Here is a 21,680-nt window from a genome sequence, read left to right as displayed (position 1 = left end):
GCCGCAACCCGGACCTCAAAGGAGCGAAGTGGCTAAGGTCCGGGTATACGAACTCGCCAAGGAGTTCGGTGTGGAGAGCAAGGTCGTCATGGCCAAGCTCCAGGAACTCGGTGAATTCGTCCGTTCGGCGTCTTCGACCATCGAAGCGCCCGTGGTACGCAAACTGACTGACGCCTTCCAGGGCGGTGGCAGCGGCAAGTCCGCCAAGCCCGCCCCGCGCAAGGCTGCCCCCAGGCCCGCCGCGCCGTCCCCGGCGCAGGCGGCTCGTCCGGGTCCGGCCGCTCCGCGGCCGGCCGCCCCCAAGCCCCCGACGGCTCAGCAGCCCGCGGCTCCCGCCGCTCCGGCTGCCTCGTCGGCTCCGTCGGCTCCGTCGGCTCCGTCGGCCCCCGCGCCGTCGGCTCCCGGCCCGCGTCCGGGCCCCAGGCCCGCGCCGCGTCCGGCCCCGGCCGCTCCGGAGTTCACCGCTCCGCCGTCGGCCCCGTCGGCTCCGTCCGCCCCGTCGGCCCCGAGGCCGGCCGCCCAGGGTCCGCGCCCCGGCGCCCCCAGGCCCGGTGGCCGTCCCGGCCAGGGTCAGGGTCAGGGTGGCCAGGCCCAGCGTCCGGCCGCCGCGCAGGGTCAGCGCCCCGGTGGCGCCGGCGCCCCGCGTCCGGGTGCCCGTCCGGCCGGTCCCCGTCCGGGCAACAACCCCTTCACCTCCGGTGGCAACGCCGGAATGGCCCGTCCGCAGGCGCCCCGTCCGCAGGGCGGCCCCGGTGGTCCGCGTCCCGGCGGCGCTCCCGGCGCCGGTCCCCGTCCCCAGGCCCCCGGTGGCCAGGGCGGCGGTCCCCGTCCGCAGGCTCCGGGCGGTCCGCGTCCGTCGCCGGCCGGCATGCCCCGCCCGCAGGGCGGCGCTCCGCGTCCCGGTGGCGGCCCCGGCGGCCCGCGTCCGAACCCCGGCATGATGCCGCAGCGTCCCGCTGCCGGCCCCCGTCCCGGCGGCGGCCCCGGCGGCCGCGGTCCCGGCGGCGGCGGTCGTCCCGGTGGCGGCGGCGGTCGTCCGGGTGGCGGCGGCTTCGCCGGTCGTCCCGGTGGCGGTGGCGGCGGCTTCGCCGGTCGTCCCGGCGGTCCCGGTGGCGGTGGCGGCGGCTTCGCCGGCCGTCCCGGTGGTCCGGGCGGTGGCGGCGGTGGCCGTCCCGGCTTCGGCGGTCGTCCCGGCGGTCCCGGTGGCCGTGGTGGCACGCAGGGCGCCTTCGGTCGTCCCGGCGGTCCCGCGCGTCGCGGTCGCAAGTCGAAGCGGCAGAGGCGCCAGGAGTACGAGGCCATGCAGGCCCCGTCGGTCGGCGGCGTGATGCTGCCTCGCGGCAACGGCGAGACCATTCGCCTGTCGCGCGGTGCGTCGCTCACCGACTTCGCGGAGAAGATCAACGCCAACCCGGCGTCCCTCGTCGCGGTCATGATGAACCTCGGCGAGATGGTCACCGCGACCCAGTCCGTCTCCGACGAGACGCTGGAACTCCTCGCCGGCGAGATGAACTACACGGTTCAGATCGTCAGCCCGGAGGAGGAGGACCGCGAGCTGCTCGAGTCCTTCGACATCGAGTTCGGCGAGGACGAGGGCGACGAGGAGGACCTGGTGGTCCGTCCGCCGGTCGTCACCGTCATGGGTCACGTCGACCACGGTAAGACCCGCCTGCTCGACGCCATCCGCAAGACGAACGTCATCGCGGGCGAGGCCGGTGGCATCACCCAGCACATCGGTGCCTACCAGGTCGCGACCGAGGTCAACGACGAAGAGCGCAAGATCACCTTCATCGACACCCCGGGTCACGAGGCGTTCACCGCCATGCGTGCCCGTGGTGCGAAGTCGACCGACATCGCGATCCTGGTCGTCGCGGCCAACGACGGCGTCATGCCGCAGACGGTCGAGGCGCTCAACCACGCCAAGGCGGCCGACGTCCCGATCGTCGTCGCGGTCAACAAGATCGACGTCGAGGGTGCCGACCCGACCAAGGTGCGCGGTCAGCTGACCGAGTACGGCCTGGTGGCCGAGGAGTACGGCGGCGACACGATGTTCGTCGACATCTCCGCCAAGCAGGGTCTGCACATCGACTCGCTGCTGGAGGCCGTGATCCTCACGGCCGACGCCTCGCTCGACCTGCGGGCCAACCCGAACCAGGACGCGCAGGGCATCTCGATCGAGTCCCGCCTCGACCGCGGCCGCGGTGCCGTGGCGACGGTCCTCGTCCAGCGAGGCACGCTGCGGGTCGGCGACACGATGGTCGTGGGCGACGCCTACGGTCGTGTGCGCGCCATGCTCGACGACAACGGCAACAACGTGGCCGAGGCCGGCCCGTCGACGCCGGTCCAGGTCCTGGGCCTGACCAACGTCCCGGGTGCGGGCGACAACTTCCTCGTCGTCGACGAGGACCGTACGGCCCGCCAGATCGCCGAGAAGCGTGCGGCCCGCGAGCGCAACGCGGCCTTCGCGAAGCGCACGCGCAGGTTCTCCCTGGAGAACCTGGACGCGGCTCTGAAGGCCGGCGAGGTCCAGCAGCTGAACCTGATCATCAAGGGTGACGCTTCTGGCTCCGTCGAGGCCCTGGAGTCCTCCCTGCTCCAGCTGGACGTCGGCGAAGAGGTCGACATCCGGGTCCTGCACCGCGGCGTCGGTGCGGTCACGGAGTCCGACATCGACCTGGCGATGGGCTCGGACGCGATCGTCATCGGCTTCAACGTGCGTGCCGCCGGCCGTGCGCAGCAGATGGCGGAGCGCGAGGGCGTGGACGTCCGCTACTACTCGGTCATCTACCAGGCGATCGAGGAGATCGAGGCGGCCCTGAAGGGCATGCTGAAGCCGGAGTACGAGGAGGTCGAGCTCGGTACGGCGGAGATCCGCGAGGTCTTCAAGTCGTCCAAGCTGGGCAACATCGCCGGTGTCCTCATCCGCTCGGGCGAGGTCAAGCGCAACACCAAGGCCCGCCTGGTCCGCGACGGCAAGGTCATCGCGGAGAACCTCACCATCGAGGGCCTGCGTCGCTTCAAGGACGACGTCACCGAGATCCGCGAAGGGTTCGAGGGCGGTATCAACCTCGGCAACTTCAACGACATCAAGGTCGACGACGTCATCGCGACGTACGAGATGCGGGAGAAGCCGCGGGTGTGATCCACGGTTCGCGCCGGCCGACGGGAGCTGTCCCGTCGGCCGGCGCGCCGCCGTTCCCGGGGGCTGCCGCCCCCGGCTGAGCGAAAACCCCGTCGAGCCCGTGCCGGTATCGTTGTAGCGTTCGTGATGCCCTGTCCCACACGGCCGACAGGGCCATCGATCCCGTACCGGCGGGTGAACCGGCTACACACATGTACGTGGGGACTCTGTCCTTCGACCTCCTCCTCGGCGACGTACGGTCGCTGAAGGAGAAGCGCTCCGTCGTCCGCCCCATCGTCGCCGAGCTCCAGCGCAAGTTCGCGGTGAGCGCGGCCGAGGTGGACCACCAGGACCTCCACCGCCGGGCCACGATAGGCCTGGCGATGGTCTCGGGTGACGCGGAGCACCTGACCGATGTACTGGACCGGTGCGAACGGCTGGTCGCCGGCCGCCCCGAGGTGGAGCTGCTGTCGGTCAGACGCCGTTTCCACGGCGAAGACGACTGACCGGACCAGAGAACGCTAGAGAAGAAAGAACGGGAGACGGACCAGTGGCCGACAACGCGCGCGCCAAGAGGCTTGCGGACCTCATCCGAGAGGTGGTGGCCCAGAAGCTGCAGCGCGGGATCAAGGACCCGCGGCTCGGCTCCCACGTCACCATCACGGACACCCGGGTCACGGGTGACCTCAGGGAGGCGACCGTCTTCTACACCGTGTACGGCGACGACGAGGAGCGCCAGGCCGCGGCCGCCGGCCTGGAGAGCGCCAAGGGCATCCTGCGCTCCGAGGTAGGCCGCGCGGCCGGCGTGAAGTTCACGCCGACCCTGGCCTTCGTCGCCGACGCCCTGCCGGACAACGCCCGCACCATCGACGACCTCCTCGACAAGGCGCGTGCCGCCGACGAGAAGGTGCGCGAGGCGTCCGCGGGCGCCGCGTACGCCGCCGGTGCCGACCCGTACCGCAAGCCCGGTGACGACGAGACGGACGACACCGCGGAATGAACCGTAAGCACACCGCGCCCGACGGCCTCGTCATCGTCGACAAGCCGTCGGGCTTCACTTCGCACGACGTCGTGGCCAAGATGCGGGGGATCGCCCGGACCCGCCGCGTCGGCCACGCCGGCACCCTCGACCCGATGGCGACGGGCGTCCTCGTCCTCGGCGTGGAGAAGGCGACCAAGCTCCTCGGGCACCTCGCCCTCACCGAGAAGGAGTACCTGGGGACCGTCCGGCTCGGCCAGAACACCCTGACCGACGACGCCGAGGGGGAGATCACCTCCTCCACCGACGCCTCCGGGATCACCCGGGACGCCATCGACGCCGGTGTCGCCAAGCTGACCGGCGACATCATGCAGGTCCCGTCCAAGGTGAGCGCCATCAAGATCGACGGCGTGCGCTCCTACAAGCGGGCCCGGGACGGCGAGGACTTCGAGATCCCCGCCCGGCCGGTGACGATCTCCTCCTTCACGGTGTACGACGTCCGGGACGCCGTCGCCGAGGACGGCACCCCCGTCCTGGACCTGATCGTCTCGGTGGTCTGCTCCTCCGGGACCTACATCCGGGCCCTCGCCCGCGACCTGGGCGCCGACCTCGGCGTCGGCGGCCACCTCACCGCCCTGCGCCGGACCCGCGTCGGCCCGTACAAGCTGGACTCCGCGCGCACCCTCGACCAGCTCCAGGAGGAGCTGACGGTGATGCCGATCGCCGAGGCCGCCGGGGCAGCGTTCCCCCGCTGGGACGTGGACGCCCGACGGGCCCGGCTGCTCACCAACGGCGTGCGGCTGGAGATGCCCGACGAGTACGCCGAGGCCGGCCCGGTGGCCGTCTTCGACCCCGAGGGCCGGTTCCTGGCGCTGGTCGAGGAGCAGAAGGGCAAGGCCAAGAGCCTGGCCGTGCTCGGCTGAGCCCCGCCGGGCCCCCGTGGAGCGGCGAGCACGGGGTCCTGCTCCGCCGCCGCTCCACGGGTCCCCCCTCGGTTCCCCCACCCCTAGCGTGTGTCCGACGGCCCCCGTTCATTCACCCGTCCGGGCGGGCGCTCGGAGTGAACCCGGGGAGTGCGAGGGGGCGCGTTCATTCCGCGACCTGTCCCGTCGCTCAGCCCGTGCCTACCGTCGAACACGAGGGCACACACGTGCGGCGGGGAGGTACGACGATGGCGGGACGGGGCCCGCGAACCGGCGGCGACCGCCGCGCACCGCGGCACGACACCAGGTCCGACGCGTACCCGGACACCGGACCCGCGCAGGACGGCGTCCGGCCGGCGGCCGCACCCGCCCAACAGCACCCTCACCCCCTCCCCGACGACCCCGACGGCTCCCTCGTCCGAATCCACGACCTCGCCGGCCGCCCGCGCGGCACCGGCTTCGTCGCCGACCACCACGGCACGGTCGTCACCAGCCACGAGGCCGTCGACGGCCTCCAGCGCCTCGTCCTGTACGCCGCCGGCGACCGCGGCTGTGTGGTGACCGCCGACGCGGTCACGGCGCTGCCGGAGCTGAACCTGGCCCTCGTCCGCACGGAGGGGCTCGGCACCGACCCGCTGCCGGTCACCGTCCGGGACCGCGTCGAGACGGGCACCTACGTCCGGCTGGCCGCCGGCTGCTGGCGCGAGGCGCGGGTCCTGGCCGAGACGCCCGTGACGTACGCGGCCACGGACCGCTTCCACGTCCTCGACGGTGCCCTGGAGCTGGCCATCGGCACGGCGGGCCGGGACGCGCTGCGGCTCGGCGGGGGCGCGGCCGGCGGACCGGTGCTCGACGCCGCGACCGGCGCCGTCGTCGCCGTCCTGGGCACCGCCCTGCACTCCGGCCACCAGGACGCCGGCTTCGCCGTACCGCTCCGCCCCGCCCCGCCCGACGGCCCCCTCGCCGAACTCCTCGCCCGCAACGCGGCGACGGTCCCGGCCTACGGCGCCGACCTCAACCCGGCGGGCGTCCTGGAACTCACCGCCACCTCGGTGGGCTCCGACGGACCGGTCGGCGACCCGTCCTGGACGCCGGTCGAACGCGCCGCACCGGCACGGGAGTTCGCCGCGTTCACGGCCGGCCCGGCGGCCGTCCTCGGCCTCGTCGGCGCCCCGGGCAGCGGCCGTACGACGGAACTCGCGGCGCTCGCCGCCCGCCGCGGCCGGGGTGCGCGACCGGCGCCCACGCTGTGGCTGCGGGGCGCCGACCTGAGGGACGAGGACGCCTCGATCGCGGACGCCGCCCGCAGGGCGCTGACGCGTGCGGCCCGGATCGTGGCCGCGTCCCGTCCCGTACCGGCCCTCGGCGACCTGTCCCCGGAGCGGCTGGCCCGCCTCGCCCACGACGCCGGCCGTCCGCTGCTGCTCCTCCTCGACAGCCCCGAGGAGATGCCCCGGCTCCTGGACCGCCGCCTCCCGGAGTGGACCGGGCAGACGGCGGGGTGGCTGCGCGAGACGGGGGCGCGGCTGGTGGTGGCGTGCCGGCCCGAGTACTGGGAACAGGCGGGCGCGCTGTTCCCGGCGGACATGCTCCACGGCCGCACCACCCACACGCTCCCGCCCTGCGTACCGCTCGGCGATCTCACCCCGGCCGAGGCCCGCGAGGCGCGCGCCCGGTACGGCATTCCGGACACCGTCCTCGGCGCCTCGGACGCCCGCCACCCCCTCACCCTCCGCCTCTGCGCGGAGGTCCGCGCCGCCCTCCCCGACGTCCCCGGCACGCCCGTCGACCGTGACGACGTCCTCGCCGCCCACCTGGACCTGATGTGCCTGCGCGTCGCGGTCCGGCTGGCCGCGGTCAACGGCCTGCGCGGCAGCGCCGTACGACGGCTCGCGGCGAAGGTGTCCGGTCAGGTCCACGAAGCCGCCCGGCGCAGCCTCGGACCGGGGCAGGGGGAACTGGACCGGGCCTCGTTCGAGGCGGTCTTCCCGTGGGGGCCGGCCCCGGCCCGTCTCGGCGGCGGCACCGGCTGGGCGTCGGCCGTCCTCGCCGAGGGCCTCCTCGTGCCCGCGGGCGGCGGCTACCGCTTCGCCCACGAGGAGCTCGCCGACTGGCTCCAGGGCGTCCACCTCGACCTCGACGAGGCCCTGCGCGCCCTGGTCCACCGGAGCCGCCCCCAGGACGGCGAGCGCCCGCCGCCCGTCCCGCACCACCGCATCGGCCCCGTCGTCCAGGCCCTGCTGCTCGTCGCCCGCCAGCAGGGCACCCCCCGACTCGCCGAAAAGCTCCGGGAGTTGCTGGACGCCCTGGAGACCGATCCGCAGTCGTGGTGGGCCGCCCGGCTGCTCGCCGAGACCCTGCTGCGCGTCCCGGACGCCACGCCGTACGCCGACGTCCTGCGGCTGCTCGCCGACCAGGTCGTGGCGTGGCGGAGCCTGCCGGTCCGCACCGCCGCGTTCGCCCCCGGCTTCTGGACCGCCCTGGCCCTGCCGACGCGGACCCGTCTGGACCTGCTGCGCCGTCTGGTCCTCGCCGACGCGGCCCCGCGCGCCGCGGACGAACCCCGCTACCTCGACGCCGTGGCCGGACTGCTCGCCGCCGACCCCACCGCCGTACAGCCGCTGCTCACCCGCTGGTTCGACGACGAGCGGCCGTTGCCCGCCGCCCCGCACGCCACCGTGGCGACGGCCGCCCAGGCGCTGCTGCACACGCACCGGCACCGGGCCCTCGACGACCTCACCGAGGCCCTCGTGGACTGCGCGCACCCGCGCGGCGACGAGCTGCTCGCCGTCCTGGCGGAGGAGGCACCGTCCGCGCTGTGCCGGGCCGTGGACCGCTGGGCGCACGACGAGCGGCCGGACCGGCGGATCGCGGCGGTCACCCACGGGGTGCGCGCCGCCGCCCACGTCCGTACCGCCGCCGACCGGGAGCTGTTGCGGTACGCGGCCCTCGCGCTGCTCGCCCGCCCCGCCGACAGCACCCTGCACGGCGGCGCGCTCGCCCTCCTCGTCCACGATCCGCAGACCCGCCCCCGGCATCTCCCGCAGGCGCTCGAGCGGTTCACGGCGGGTGATCCGCGGCTGCCGCCGAGCGCGCTGCTCACCGCCCTGGCCACCCACCCCGAGCCGGTCCTGGACGCCGTCCGGGCCCGGCTTCGCGGTCCGGACGCCGGCCCCGTCCTGCGGGCGCTCGCCGACGCCGCCCCACCCGACCTGGTCCGCCGGGTCGTGGCAGTCGTCCGGGAGGCGCTCCAGCGGCGGCCGGAGACCGCCGGTGACCTGGCCGCGTACGTCGACCGGCGCCTCGACCGGGGGCCGGCCGTCCGCGCCGTGCTGTTCCCGCTCGTCGCGGGGCTGCTGGACTGCGGCCCCGAACCGGTGCGGGCCGCCCTGGCCACCGTCCTGGCCGCCCCCGGCACCGCGGACTCCCGTCCCCTCCGCCGGGAGCTGCTGGAGCTTCTCCTGAGGCACGAGCACGACCCCGCCGTCCTCGACGCCGTCCTGCGCGCGGCCGTCCGGTGGAGCGGGGACGAGCGGCGTGCCCTCGTCCACCGCACCGGCCTCCTCCTCGTCCGCACCCCGGACGGCGCGGCCCGCTTCGACCGCGGCCTGGTCGATCTGAGCCGCCATGTCCCCGGCTTCGCCGAGCAGGTGACGGGCTGGCTCACCGAGGCGCCGGGGGAGTGGGCGGCGGTGGTGGGACCCAGTGCCCGCCGCATGATCGAGAACCTGGCGGGCGTCCGGGTGCCCGCGTGATCCGTGGATCCGGGGAGCGCTGTCGCGTGGGCCGGGTCACAGCCCCCATGCCGATGCGGGCCGGGGCCACCCGGCATGGCACCCTTAGAGCTGCGTAAGCGGTCAACGGAACACTAAACACACGGACACGGGTTCGAGGAGCGGTCACAGTGCAGCGCTGGCGTGGCTTGGAGGACATCCCCCAGGACTGGGGGCGCAGCGTCGTCACCATCGGCTCTTACGACGGGGTCCACCGCGGCCACCAGCTGATCATCCGGCATGCCGTGGACCGTGCCCGGGAGCTGGGCGTGCCCGCCGTCGCCGTCACCTTCGACCCGCACCCGAGCGAGGTCGTCCGCCCCGGCAGCCACCCGCCGCTGCTCGCCCCGCACCACCGCCGGGCCGAGCTGATGGCCGAGCTGGGCGTGGACGCGGTCCTGATCCTCCCCTTCACGACGGAGTTCTCGAAGCTGTCCCCGGCCGACTTCGTCGTCAAGGTCCTGGTGGACAAGCTGCACGCCAAGGCGGTCGTCGAGGGCCCCAACTTCCGCTTCGGCCACAAGGCCGCGGGGAACGTGGAGTTCCTCACCGAGCAGGGCAAGATCTACGACTTCGAGGTCGAGGTCGTCGACCTGTACCTGACCGGTGAGGCGGGCGGTGGCGAGCCGTTCTCCTCCACCCTGACCCGGCGTCTGGTCGCCGAGGGCGATGTCGAGGGCGCCGCCGAGATCCTCGGCCGTCCGCACCGCGTCGAGGGCGTGGTGGTGCGCGGCGCCCAGCGTGGCCGTGAACTCGGCTTCCCCACGGCCAACGTGGAGACGCTCCCGCACACCGCGATCCCCGCCGACGGCGTCTACGCCGGCTGGCTGCACGCGGGCGGCGAGGCGATGCCGGCCGCGATCTCCGTCGGCACGAACCCGCAGTTCGACGGCACCGAGCGCACGGTGGAGGCGTACGCCATCGACCGCGTCGGCCTCGACCTGTACGGCCTCCACGTCGCCGTCGACTTCCTGGCCTTCGTCCGCGGGCAGGCCAGGTTCGAGTCGCTGGAGGGCCTGCTCGAGCAGATGGGGCAGGACGTCAAGCGCTGCCGGGAACTGGTGGCGGCGGCGGAGTAGCCGCTCCCGTCCCGGGACGACGACGAAGGGGCGGGCGGGGTGCGCGGGCACCGGCCGGCCCCTCAGGTAAGGGGGCGGGCGCCCGCCCCGGACAGCAGGGGGGGGGGGGGGGGGGGGCGGGGGCCGCCCCCCCCCGCCCCCCCCCCGCCGCCCCCCCCCCCCCCCCCCCCCCCCCCCCCCCCCCCCCCCCCCCCCCCTTCTGCTACGGCTGCTGCCGCCGGCCCGTCACTGCTGCGGCGGCGGGGGAGGGGTCCGGCCCTCGGGGCCCTGCGGGTAGCCGGCGGGCGGATATCCGGGGTGCGGCTGACCCTGCGGGTGCTGCGGCTGCTGCGGGTAGGGCTGCCCCGGCTGCGGCATCTGCGGGTGCGGCTGCTGTGGCTGGCCCTGCGGGGGATACGGCTGGCCCTGCGGCTGCTGTGGCTGGCCCTGCGGAGGGTACGGCTGGCCCTGCGGGGGGTACGGCTGGCCCTGCGGGGGATACGGCTGTCCTCCCTGGGGCGGATACGGCTGCCCGGCCTGCGGCGGGTACGGCTGGCCGGGGACCGGCTGGCCCGGCAGGGGCGGGGCGGCGACCGGCGGCGGATTGCCGTCGCTGGTCCACAGGCCGTGCATCTGCTGGTGGCGCACGAAGTCCTCCGCGACCATCGCCGCGAGGTTGAAGTACGCCTCCCGCACCTTCGGCCGCATCATGTCGAGGTCGACCTCGGCGCCGGCGGCGAGATGCTCGTCGAAGGGCACGACGATCACACCCCGGCACCGGGTCTCGAAGTGCGCCACGATGTCCTCGACCTTGATCATCTTGCCGGTCTCGCGGACCCCGGAGATCACCGTGATGGACCGGGAGACCAACTCGGCGTACCCGTGCGCGGAGAGCCAGTCCAGCGTCGTGCTGGCGCTGCTCGCGCCGTCGACCGACGGCGTCGAGATGATGATGAGCTGGTCGGCGAGGTCGAGCACACCGCGCATGGCGCTGTAGAGCAGGCCCGTGCCCGAGTCGGTCAGGATGACCGGGTACTGCTTGCCGAGCACGTCGATCGCGCGCCGGTAGTCCTCGTCGTTGAAGGTCGTCGAGACGGCCGGGTCGACGTCGTTGGCGATGATCTCCAGCCCGGAGGGGGCCTGGGAGGTGAACCGCCGGATGTCCATGTAGGAGTTGAGGTACGGGATCGCCTGGACCAGGTCACGGATGGTGGCCCCGGTCTCGCGCCGCACACGGCGGCCGAGCGTACCGGCGTCCGGGTTGGCGTCGATCGCGAGGATCTTGTCCTGTCGCTCGGTGGCGAGCGTGGAGCCCAGCGCGGTGGTGGTGGTGGTCTTGCCGACGCCGCCCTTGAGGCTGATGACGGCGATCCGGTAGCAGGACAGCACGGGCGTGCGGATGAGCTCCAGCTTCCGCTGCCGCTCGGCCTCTTCCTTCTTCCCGCCCAGCTTGAACCGGCCACCGCCGGCCACGGGGCGGCTGCTCTTGGCCTTCTGCTTCTTGTTGTTGAGCAGCCGGTCCGAGGACAGTTCCACGGCCGCGGTGTAACCCAGCGGGGCGGCCCCGGGGTTGACCGGCTGCCGCTGGTCGTGCTGGATCGGCTGCGGCCAGGCGGCGCCGGCCCGGGGGTCGGCGGCCTGGTGGGGGATCTGCGGGGCCTGCGGGCCGTCGGGCGCCGGGGGGTGAGGAGCGTGCGGGGCCTGGGCGGCGGCGGCCTGCGGGGGCTGCTGGCCGGGGAAGCTCTGGGGAGCGGCCGGCGAGGGCTGCCCGTCCGCCTGCGGTGCCTGCGGTGCCTGCGGTGTCTGCGGGGCCGAGGGCTGGGGGAAGCCGTAGCCGCCGGGCGCGTGAGGACCGGCCGGAGGCTGTGCCGCCTGCGGGGCGGCGGGGGGCGCCGTCCGGGGCTGCCCCGGCTGGGGGAAACCGTAGCCGCCGGGGGCGGCGGGCGGGGTGGGTGCCGGGGCGCCGCCGGGCTGGGGGAAGCCGTAGCCGGGCTGGGCGTCGGGCGCGGGCGGCTGGGGGAAACCGTAGCCGCCGGGGGCGGCGGGCGGGGTGGGTGCCGGGGCGCCGCCGGGCTGGGGGAAGCCGTACCCGGCCTGGGCGTCGGGTGTCGGCGGCTGGGGGAAACCGTAGCCCTGCTGGGGGGTGGGGGGTTGCGGCGCCGCCGGGTTCGGTGCCGGGGCGGGCGGTTGCGGGAAGCCGTAGCCGGGCTGGGCGTTGGGCGCGGGCGGCTGGGGGAAGCCGTAGCCCGGCTGAGGATCGGCCGCGGGCGCGGGCTGCTGCGGGTGTGCGGGCTGGTGTGGCTGCTGCTGCGGCTGGGCCGGCCACTGGGGTGCCGGTGCGGGCGCCGCGGGCTGGTACGACGGCGGCAGCGGCGGCAGTGCGCCCTGCGGGGCGGGCGGGGGAGTCCAGGCCGGCGGCGCGGCGGGGGCGGTGCCCTGCGGCGCGGCGGCCGGTGCGTCCGATGGAGCGGGCCCGACAGCGGGGGCCGTCGGCACGGTCGTCGGGGCGGCGTCCGGCGACACGTCGGCGGACGGGTCGCCCTGGGCCTCCCGGCCCTCGGCGGTGTCGGCGCCCTCGGGCTCCGCGCCGGTCGCGGCTTCCGCGTCCTGGGCCGCTGGGTCGTGGGAAACCGTGTCGTGGGACGCCGCGTCGTGGGAGGCACCCGCCGCGGAGGCGGCTTCCTCGGTGTCGGTGGTGTCGGTCCCCTCTGCGGCGGCGGTACCGTCGGTTCCCGCCTCGCTGTCGGCGGCCGCCTCGGCCTCCGCGCCCGCTTTGGCACCGGCCTGCGAACCGTCCGTCGAGACCTCCGCGGCCTCCGTGGGGCCGTCGGCTGCCGCGTCACCCTCCGCGGTCGCGGCAGCCTCGGGCTCCGCCTCCGCCGGCTGCTCGGGCTCGGGCTCGGGCTGCGCGGCGGCCGCCTGCTCCGCGATCTGCCGCTTGAGGGCCACGGCGGAGAAGCGCATCGTGGCACCGCTCTCCAGGTCGCCGTTCCTCGCACCGCTCTCCTCGGCGGCCGGGGGCGGCACGGGAACCGGCGCCTGCGCCTGCGGCTGCTCCGGCTCGAAGCCGCTGTCCGCCGGAAGTCCGGGCACGGCGACCGGCTCGCCGGTGGGCGGTGCGGAAGGCGTGAACGGCGGGCCCGGGGCCTGAGCCGCGGGCGGAGCGAAGGGCGCCGCCCCGGGTCCGGCCGCCGGAGGCGCGGCAGGCGTCTCGACGACCGGCGGCGGGGGAGGAGCGGGCGCGCTGAACGGCGCCCCGGGCGTCGCATCCGCCTGGGCGGGCGGAGTGACCCCCGGCACCGGACCGTCCGCGGGCGCGGGGAAAGCGGGCGCGGGGAAACCACTCGGGGGCGTGTGCGGAGCCGCCGCCCCCGAAGGAGCGGCCGTGCCCGTGGTGCCGCCCGTGCCGTCCGCCGAACTGCCGCCCGCGTTCTGCGTGTACCAGGCGGGCGGCGCGTAGTCGATGGTGAACTCGCCCGTCGTCTCGATGGCGGACTCCGCGTCGGGCTGGTCATCGCCGGGTGTTGCCCAGCCCCCGCGCATCCCGTCCCGATCGCTGCTCACAATTCCTCCTGGTGTGGTCGAGCACCCTCATGCCGTGCCCGGGCGACCATTTCTCGTCGTACGAAGTGGCGTTGAGGCCGTCCGGAGGTCGTCCGATGTGCCGGCCCTCCCCGGAGACGCCGACACCCACCCCACGGTTTCCGGCATAGCGCCGCGTCCCAGCCTAATCATCGAATGCCCCGCCCCGGCAGGCCCGGCCACCCCTCGGCACAGTCCATCACACCGGCCACCCCACTCGACAAACCGGCCATAGTCGCAGAAGTGCCGCACAGGGAAAGGAATGAGCGCCCCGGTCCGGGTCAGTCCATCCGCCGAGGGGTGCCCAGCAGCCCGATCTCCGCATCCGTCGGCTGCGTCATCACGTACTGCCGGTCGCGGTCGGAGCACCACAGCGTGAAGCCGTCGGCGAGCGTGGGCAGGGCCTCCACGTCACCCCGGGGCAGCGTCAGCGCACGGCCCAACGCCGTGGCCTCGTCCGGCGAGATCCGCTGCACGCCGACCAGCCGGGCCTGCCGGAGCAGCCGCGGAGCGACCGGGCTGAGATACGGCAGCAGCGTCAGCACGGCCTGCCAGGGCCCGGACGCGACGCGTCCGCGCGGCGGGCGCATACCGCAGTCCCGCACCACCAGCACGGGCGTACCCGCCGAGGCGCCCTGCGGAGGCACCCGGCCGACGTCGTACACCGCCAGGCCGTTCTGCCCGCCGCCCATGGCGTGCACCATCTGCACCCAGGCCTGCGGCCGTCCCGTCTCCACGGCCACCCGCGCCCCGGTCGCCGCCGCGCGCAACGCGAGGACCTGCGCGGTCCACAGGCCGCCGATGAGGACGACGTCGTACGGCGTGGGCCGGTTGAGGCCCAGCACGGCGGGCCGCCCCTCGGCGTCGACACCTATGACGACACCGTCGTCGCCGATGGGCAGCGCGAGCGAGGCCAGTTGGTCCACGGTCACCGAGTGGCGGCCGTGCCGCGGGCCGATGAGACCGAAACCGCTGCGCAGCGACCGGGCCGCCCGCCGGTTTGAGGAGGGCTCCGGTTCGCCGGGAGCGGTGGCAGCCCGTGTCGTCATCGCCGTCACCGAACACCTCCGAGGGGCAGAGTGGCCAGGATGCCGGGCACCTGTTCCCGGTCGAGACGGGCGAGCCCCGCGCCGGTGTGCCGGGCCGCGCCCTGCACCGCGCGCCGGGCCGCCACGAGTTCGTCGTCACTGCGTCCCGTCACCCGGACGTGCCCGCTCAGGGACACCTCCTGCCGGTCACCGCGCGTGAGGGTGACACTGAACGTCGTGGCGAGCGCGGGCACCGCGGTGACCAGGGCGACGAACTGCGGAAGCGACGGAGCGCTGCCGCCGCCCAGGGACGGCCAGCGGCGCAGCCAGTACGTCGTGTGCCGGCGGTTGTCGCAGCGCCAGCTCCGGCCGGACTCCTCGGTCCGCCGCTCCAACGCGCCCGTCCGTCCGGCCTCCGCCGTCACCAGCGGGTTGGCGCAGACCGACGTGGCGATGGCGGCCGTCAGCTGCTCCTCGTCGAGGACCGTCGCACGGTACCCGGCCCCGGTGAGCCGGCTCGCGAGATGGTCGGCGGCCCGCACCACACACTTCTGCGCCCCGACGAGACCGCCCCCGCGCGCGGCCACGGCCTCCGGACACAGCTCCGGGTCGAGCTTGAGCGCGATCCACGTGATGCGGACGGCCGGAGCGCCGGTCTGCTCCTGCAAGGGCGCGTAGTTGGACACGGCCACGGACTGCGGCGGCAGATGCAGCGCCGGCGCGGGCTGGGTGTGCAGCACGATCTGGGCGGACTCCAGGCGGATGCCGTCCACGTCGAGCGCGTCGTGCACCAGGGACAGGGGCAGCGGCTGCCGGTCGCGCGGGGCCCGCAGCGCGGTCGAGTCCGCCTCCACCAGGAGGACGGCGGTGACGAACGTGCCGTCCCCGACGATCCCGACCGGCCGCCGGTCACGGCCGTTGTACGTGTACGTCCGCAGGCCCGGGTCGCACTCCAGGGCCGGTCCGAAGCCCGGCTCGGTCCCGGCCGGTATCTCCAGCTTCTCGGCCAGCCGCTGCCGGGCCTTCAGCCCTCGCGCCGTGGCCAGCCAGTCGGGCAGGGAGCGGCCGCGACGTCGGGCGACGGAGACCACCACCAACAGGACGGCGACGACGCCCGCGACCGCCAGACCCACCGGGCCGATCGCCCAGCCCACGAGCAGGACGGCGGCCGCGATCTCCCACAGGACGAGGCGTTGCAGCCGGAATGCCCCGGCCTGCCCCGAACGCGCCTTGAGTTGGAGCGCGCCGGACGCCGACGAACGCTGCGGCGCCGGTGTCCGGGGCGCCGAGGAGCCCCGCGTCCGCGATCGGCCACCGGAGCGTTCGCGCGTTCCCGAAGCCATCACTCCATCCCCCCGTTCTGCTCACGACTCGCCCGCATTTCAGCACCGCACAGGGCACTTGACGGCCCGGGAACCCTACCCGCTCCCCAAGCCCCGGCGGATACCAGGCATAGTAGGGGGCCGCTCTGACATCGGGCGCGGGGGACCGCGGCTCCCGAGTGCGGCCAGGACGGAAAACGGGGAGAGACAGAGACAGATGGCATCCCGGCGCGATCAGCTCAATGCCTACACCTTCGCGAAGCGCCGTATGCTCGCGGCCTTCCTGCAGTCGTCGGCCGACGGCTCGGAGGAGGGGGCGCCGCGACCACTGCGCGCGATACTGCCCGGCATCATCGTCGGGGTGATCGTCATGGCGGTCTTCGGCGCGTGGGGCATGTTCAAGCCGACCGCCCCCAAGGGCTGGGACGAGCCCAACGCCAAGGTGATCATCGCCAGCAAGTCGACCACCCGCTACGTGGTGTTGAAGACCGACGGTCAGGTCCAGCTCCACCCGGTCCTCAACATGGCCTCCGCGAAACTGCTCCTCGCGGACGGGCAGGGCGACGTCGTCACCGTCGCCGAGTCCGTCCTCGACAACGGCAAGATCCCCCACGGCGTCACCATCGGCATCCCGTACGCGCCCGACCGTCTGCCCTCGGCGTCCGAGGCGGGCACCTCCAAGCGCTGGGTGGTCTGCGAACGCCCGAGCGCCGGCGACGGGGGCTCCGTGCAGAAGGCCGCGCTGGTCCTCTCCGCCCGCGACATGAAGGTGACCGACGGCAAGGGGCGCCTCAGCGGCGGCCAACTGCTCTACGTGGCCGACCCGGACGGCAAGCGCTACGTCGTCGACGCCGACGGCCGCGCGTACCCGATCGACAAGAGCGACGAACTTCTGCTGCGCGCCGTGGTCGGCTCGGGCCGGCAGCCCCAGCGGGTGTCCGCGGAGTGGCTGGCGACCCTGCACCAGGGCGACGCGATCACCTTCCCGGACATCACCGGGCAGCCGGGCGTGGCGGCCGACGCGCCGGGCCAGCTGGACGACTCCACCAACCGGGTCGGCATGGTGCTCAAGGCGTTCGACAACAACGCGGAGCAGTACTACGTGGTGCTGCCCGGCCGGGTCGCCCCCGTCTCCGCCTTCGTCGCCCAGTTGCTGCTGTTCAGTGAGAACCTCGCCCCGCTCGGCCAGGCCGGCCAGGCCCGTGAGGTCAGCCCCGGCGCGATCGTGCCGGGCAAGGCGTTCGGCACCGAGCACCGCTGGCCGACCGGGGACCCCACCCCCGTCAACGAGGCGTCCGCGGCCTCCGGGAGCCGCAGCACGATCTGCAACGTCCTGCGCGGAGTGAACGCCGACTCCGGCACCACGACCCTGAGCACCTGGGTCGGCACGGACTTCCCGAAGAAGCTGCCCGCCGGTTCCTCCAGCGCCTACGTCACACCGGGCTCCGGCCAGCTCTACCGCCAGTTCCAGGGCGAGGAGACCAAGACCGGCCCCGTCTTCCTCGTCACCGACACGGGCCTGCGCTACGTGCTGCAGTCCAACGCCGACAGCGCCACGGACGACGCGGGCATCGGCACGACGGCCAAGGAGCGCCAGCAGCTCCAGCAGGAGGCCCAGCAGGCGCAGACGCGCCTCGGCTACAAGGACGTGGACCCGGCGCCCATCCCCGCCGCCTGGTCGGAGTTCCTGCCGACGGGACCACGTCTGTCGACGGCCGCGGCCCGCCAGCCGCAGGGCTCGTGAGGAGGAGGCCGACAGTGCTGCGTACGACGCTGGTGGCGGCCGCCGCCCTGCTGACGACGGCCACGGTCCTCGTACCCCCCGCGGCCGCCGCGGACAAGCTGCCCTACTCGGACCAGTGCCAGTTCCCCAACGGCCTGTACCCGGGGCGCCCCTGGTCCCTGCAGCGGGTCCTCCTGGACGAGCTCTGGAGCCAGTCCAAGGGCAAGGGCGTCCGCGTGGCCGTCATCGACACGGGCGTGGACGTGAAGAACCCGCAGCTCACCGACGCGGTCGATGTGAAGAGCGGTCGCAACCTGCTGCCCAAGAACCTCAAGGACGAGGACGGCGACCCGATCGAGCGGGGCAAGGAGAACGGCACGACGGACACCGTCGGCCACGGCACCAAGGTCGCCGGCATCATCGCGGCCCGCCCCGCCGAGGGAACCGGCTTCGTCGGCCTGGCCCCCGAGGCGACGATCATCCCGATCCAGCAGAACGACGCGGAGGGCCACGGCACCACCGAGACCCTGGCCACGGCGATCCGCTACGCCATCCAGGCGAAGGCCGGGGTCATCAACATCTCCCAGGACACGTCGAACGCGATGAAGCCGTCCCCCGACCTGGAACGGGCCATCGGAGAAGCCCTGGCCCAGAAGATCGTCGTCGTGGCGTCGGCGGGCAACGACGGCCTCGGCGGCAACGTCAAGGAGACGTACCCCGCCTCCTACGAAGGTGTCCTGGCGGTCGCCGCGTCCGACCGCAACAACGAACGCGCCTACTTCTCCCAGTCCGGCGACTTCGTCGACGTGGCGGCCCCCGGCGTCGACATGATCTCCACGGTTCCCCAGGGCGGTCACTGCTCCGACAACGGTACGAGCTTCTCGGCGCCGTACGTCGCGGGCGTCGCCGCCCTGATCAAGGCGAAGCACCCGGACTGGACCGCCCGCGAGATCGTCGCCCAGATCGAACAGACCGCGGAACGCACGATCGCCGGCCACGACCGCCTGGTCGGCTGGGGCGTGATCGACCCCGTCCGCGCCCTCACGGAGGACGACCACCCCATCGAGTCCCCGAGCCCCCAGGAGGGCTTCGGCCAGGCCAAGGCCCCGACGGCCGCGAAGTTCCAGATCGGCGAGACGGCGGACGAACGCAACGCCCGCCTCGCCACGTACGTGGCCGTCGCCGCGGCGGTCCTCGTCGCCGGCCTCGGCGGCACGGCGGTCGCGATCCGGGACGCGCGGAGGCGGGCGCGGAGGGTTGCGGGGACGGAGTAGGGACGGCGGCCATCTCGCTGGGGAGGCGGATGAGTTGAAGGGCGCGGCCGCCACCGACTCACGGATCATCGCAGCAGCAAAAGAAGGCTGTAGGAAGGACTTCTCCGTGGATTCGGTGCCCTCGGGGTCTCTGGGATTCCGGCGGTGACAGGGCGTACGGCCCCGGTGGTGAACGATCAGCCGACGCCACCGCGGGACGCTCACGGTGTTCTGACCGTCCCGAAATACGAACCGAACCTGGACCCGCCGGTTCGTGGTTCTGCCGTCCATGCCCCGATGACGAGTGAGGAGTCAGCGACAGCCGAACCCGCGAGCCGACCAGGTGTGCGGCGATCCGAGTACGGGCCCGGAGCCAAGGGGGACGCGTCGTGAGTCAAGGTGGTTCCTGCCACAGCAACAGCCGTGCAGGGAAAGGGCCGTGGCGCGCCGTGAAGAATCAGTGAAGCTTCGATCAGCGGTAGCACAGCTGTTGCATATCGCGGTTGGGGCTGTCGTAGGCAGTCAGTAGAGTGGTCGTGTTGCGGTCATGAACACTTGAGGGGCGTGAGCTGCTCAGGACAGGCAGCGGACAACGGGGAGGGAAAGCTTCGTGCTTCCTGCAGACATGGGCGGGGGAGCCGCCGACGTACGGCGGGGCCTGATGGCGCTTTCGACGTTCAAGAAGCGCGTGGACGACCTGCTGAAGGCCTTCGAGGACTCGGCGGGCGGTTCGTCCAAGGTCGCGGCTCACAGCCTGTCGCAGACCGCCTTCGGCATGGGGAACTTCCCGGAAGCGAAGGCGCTCCACCTGGAGTACGAGCGCGTCCACGAGCGCATCACGACGCTCTCCAAGTCGCTCGGCCTCCAACTGGAAGCGATGCAGATCGCCGTCCACGGCGTCGACGTCACCTTCGACAACCTCGAAGCCGACCTTCGTTACCGGTTCCACGAGATCCGCACCGAGGTCAACCAGGAACGCGACGAGATGCTGAACGAGCAGATCAAGCGCGAGAACAACGCCGACCACACTGACGCGGGGTACTGATGAGCGGCGACAAGGACAAGAAGCAGCCGGACCCTTACACGCCGGAACGCCAGGAAGCCGCTCAGCAGAACGGCACCCTCGACGCGGTCATGGATATGACCAGGGTGATCAACCCCTGGGGACCGAACAGGGGCTTCCACTTCGGCAAGACCAGCTTCGAGGGCTACGACCTCAACGAGATGATCGACATCGTCGAGTCCGCCAACCCGGAACTCGTCGAGTCCGCGGGCACGGCCCTCGTCGCGGCCCGCGACGCCATCACCAAGGCCGCCGAGGAACTGAGCCTCAACCTGGGCGAGGTCGACTGGAAGGGCGAAGCCCACTCCGCGTTCTTCAACTGGGGCACCGACCTGGTCAGCACCGCCAACGCGTTGGCCGAATACGCCGATGCGGTGGGTACGCAGGTTTTGGCGGCTAGCTCCGGGCTCGCCTCCGTACGCAAGTCCATGCCGCCGCGTGACACCCGCACCGACCCCAAGACGGTCGACGACATTCCCGAGGCCAAGCGGGTCGACAGCAACGACGAGTACACGGCGGCCGTGAAGGCGGAGAGCCACCGGCAGGAAGCCATCAACCAGATGTACCGGCTGGCGTCGTTCTACACGGTGTCGAGCGGGATGATGCAGAAGGCTGAGGAGCCGGTCTTTCCCAAGATGCCGGACGTGGGGGTGCCGGAGCCGCCGCCGGGATACAGCCCTATCGACCCGGCCAACCCAGCCAACCGTGCGTCTCTGCAGGCTGCGAGGGATTCAGCCACTACGCACAACTCTGTGGACTCCGGAGTGACGCGCGCGCGCGTCGAGGAACTGTCGTCCCACAAGAGCGTTGACCAATCTGTCGGTTCCCCGGAACGGCACATCGGTACTGAGATCGACAGCGTCGGCACGCTGCCCCCGCAGGAGTCCACGAAGCCGACGGTCGGCACGCCGCCGTCGACGGCGGGCCCCAACGTGAACCCGGCGACTCCGGGTCCCATGGCCCCCGTTGCGGTACCCCCTGCCTTGCGAGGCCAGGCCGGCCGCACCTCCGGGTTCGGCGGTGTGCCCGCAGCCAAGGCGCCCACCTCGGCACAGGGGCGAGTCGGCGGGATGCCCGGACCTACCCAGGCAGGGCGTGCGGGAACCGGCCCCATGGGGCCGATGGGACGTGCCACCGCGGCCGGGCAGACAGGCGGCCGTGCGGCCGGCCCCATGGGGCGAGGCGTCGTCGGCGGGATGCCGAGGGCCGCGGGACCGACGGTCGGCCAGGCAGGCGGTGGCGCCCCGCGCGGCCCTGTCACCGGCATGGGCGCGACGAATCCTGCCCGCACGGGCACGGGCACGGGCACGGGACGCATGGGCGGTGGGCGCACTGCCGATGGTGTTGTCGGCGGGAGGCCTGTCACCGGAGCGACCCCTGGCGCCAACGGTGCGAGGGTGCCGCGCGGCACGGTCATCGGTGCCCAGGGCGCGCCCACCTCGCGTTCCACGGGTGAGAGGCCTGGCCAGCGTGGAGTCATCGGGGCACCCGCTGCAACGACGAGCACGGGGCAAACGGCTCGCCGGCCCGTCGGCGGTTCTGACGGCGTGGTCGGCACGCCGAAGGGGCGCACTCCCGGCACCCCCAACGGCGGACGCACACCCGGAGGCACCGGGACGCGTGGCCCGGCGGGCAACCAGGGTGCCGGCGGGACACGTCCGCGCCGCGACGAGCGGCGCGGCGGGGCGTCGGCAACCGACTGACCGGACAAAGAGCGAGGACAGACAGAGGCATGGTGTCAGGGATCAGCCGACGCGGCGGGTGGAGCGCGCCTTCCGCGGGACGTAACGGGAGACGGGTTTCCGCCGTCTGTTCAGCGCTCGGCGCCTTCGCCGTCCTGTCGGCAGGCCTGGCT

13 protein-coding genes are annotated in these 21,680 nt (G+C 73.8%); 10 read left to right on the top strand and 3 right to left on the bottom strand.

Annotation, left to right across the window (positions count from 1 at the left end; genetic code table 11):
- Positions 1-28 precede the first annotated feature (28 nt).
- The 6 genes from infB to ACIBBD_RS18535 all read left to right on the top strand — a co-directional run bounded on the left by infB (position 29) and on the right by ACIBBD_RS18535 (position 9,875).
- Positions 29-3,142, top strand: a complete 3,114-nt coding sequence (gene infB / locus ACIBBD_RS18560) for a translation initiation factor IF-2 (protein WP_399420502.1) — start codon at positions 29-31, stop codon at positions 3,140-3,142.
- A gap of 191 nt (positions 3,143-3,333) precedes the next feature.
- Positions 3,334-3,627 carry a DUF503 domain-containing protein gene (locus ACIBBD_RS18555; RefSeq protein WP_399420501.1) on the top strand — a complete coding sequence of 98 codons (294 nt, stop codon included), beginning with the start codon at positions 3,334-3,336 and terminating at the stop codon, positions 3,625-3,627.
- Positions 3,628-3,671: 44 nt separating this feature from the next.
- The gene (rbfA, locus tag ACIBBD_RS18550) at positions 3,672-4,121 is read left to right on the top strand and encodes a 30S ribosome-binding factor RbfA (protein WP_399420500.1); all 450 of its coding nucleotides are present in this window, start codon (positions 3,672-3,674) and stop codon (positions 4,119-4,121) included.
- Entirely contained in the window at positions 4,118-5,023 is a 906-nt protein-coding gene (gene truB, locus ACIBBD_RS18545; RefSeq protein WP_399420499.1) for a tRNA pseudouridine(55) synthase TruB, read from the top strand. The genes rbfA and truB overlap by 4 nt, the downstream gene beginning before the upstream one ends.
- Before the next feature lie 248 nt (positions 5,024-5,271).
- Positions 5,272-8,778 carry a trypsin-like peptidase domain-containing protein gene (locus ACIBBD_RS18540; RefSeq protein WP_399420497.1) on the top strand — a complete coding sequence of 1,169 codons (3,507 nt, stop codon included), beginning with the start codon at positions 5,272-5,274 and terminating at the stop codon, positions 8,776-8,778.
- Between the two features lie 149 nt (positions 8,779-8,927).
- Positions 8,928-9,875, top strand: a complete 948-nt coding sequence (locus ACIBBD_RS18535) for a bifunctional riboflavin kinase/FAD synthetase (RefSeq protein WP_399420496.1) — start codon at positions 8,928-8,930, stop codon at positions 9,873-9,875.
- A gap of 225 nt (positions 9,876-10,100) precedes the next feature.
- On the opposite strand, the gene ACIBBD_RS18530 is transcribed toward ACIBBD_RS18535, so the two are convergent.
- The 3 genes from ACIBBD_RS18530 to eccE form a co-directional block, all read right to left on the bottom strand.
- A complete protein-coding gene (locus ACIBBD_RS18530; protein WP_399420495.1) occupies positions 10,101-13,418 on the bottom strand; it encodes an SCO5717 family growth-regulating ATPase in 3,318 nt (1,105 codons plus the stop codon).
- Positions 13,419-13,717: 299 nt separating this feature from the next.
- A complete protein-coding gene (locus ACIBBD_RS18525) occupies positions 13,718-14,485 on the bottom strand; it encodes a hypothetical protein (protein WP_399420494.1) in 768 nt (255 codons plus the stop codon).
- A 5-nt stretch (positions 14,486-14,490) separates the two neighbouring features.
- Entirely contained in the window at positions 14,491-15,807 is a 1,317-nt protein-coding gene (gene eccE, locus ACIBBD_RS18520) for a type VII secretion protein EccE (RefSeq protein ID WP_399420493.1), read from the bottom strand.
- 196 nt (positions 15,808-16,003) lie between these two features.
- Between eccE and eccB the strand changes: the two genes are divergently transcribed.
- The 4 genes from eccB (at position 16,004) to ACIBBD_RS18500 (ending at position 21,528) form a co-directional block, all read left to right on the top strand.
- On the top strand, positions 16,004-17,530 hold the full coding sequence (gene eccB, locus ACIBBD_RS18515; RefSeq protein WP_399420492.1) for a type VII secretion protein EccB: 1,527 nt from the start codon (positions 16,004-16,006) through the stop codon (positions 17,528-17,530).
- Between the two features lie 17 nt (positions 17,531-17,547).
- Positions 17,548-18,783, top strand: a complete 1,236-nt coding sequence (mycP, locus tag ACIBBD_RS18510) for a type VII secretion-associated serine protease mycosin (RefSeq protein ID WP_399420746.1) — start codon at positions 17,548-17,550, stop codon at positions 18,781-18,783.
- Positions 18,784-19,372: 589 nt separating this feature from the next.
- Positions 19,373-19,807: a hypothetical protein gene (locus ACIBBD_RS18505; protein WP_399420491.1), complete on the top strand. Its 435-nt coding sequence runs from the start codon at positions 19,373-19,375 to the stop codon at positions 19,805-19,807.
- Positions 19,807-21,528, top strand: a complete 1,722-nt coding sequence (locus ACIBBD_RS18500) for a hypothetical protein (RefSeq protein WP_399420490.1) — start codon at positions 19,807-19,809, stop codon at positions 21,526-21,528. Before ACIBBD_RS18505 ends, ACIBBD_RS18500 begins: the two co-directional genes overlap by 1 nt.
- Positions 21,529-21,680 lie beyond the last annotated feature (152 nt).

The sequence above is a fragment of the Streptomyces sp. NPDC051315 genome, assembly GCF_044455165.1.
Taxonomy (GTDB): domain Bacteria; phylum Actinomycetota; class Actinomycetes; order Streptomycetales; family Streptomycetaceae; genus Streptomyces.
The sequence above is the reverse complement of the archived record's forward strand: the minus strand, read 5'-3'. Positions and strand labels throughout refer to the sequence as shown.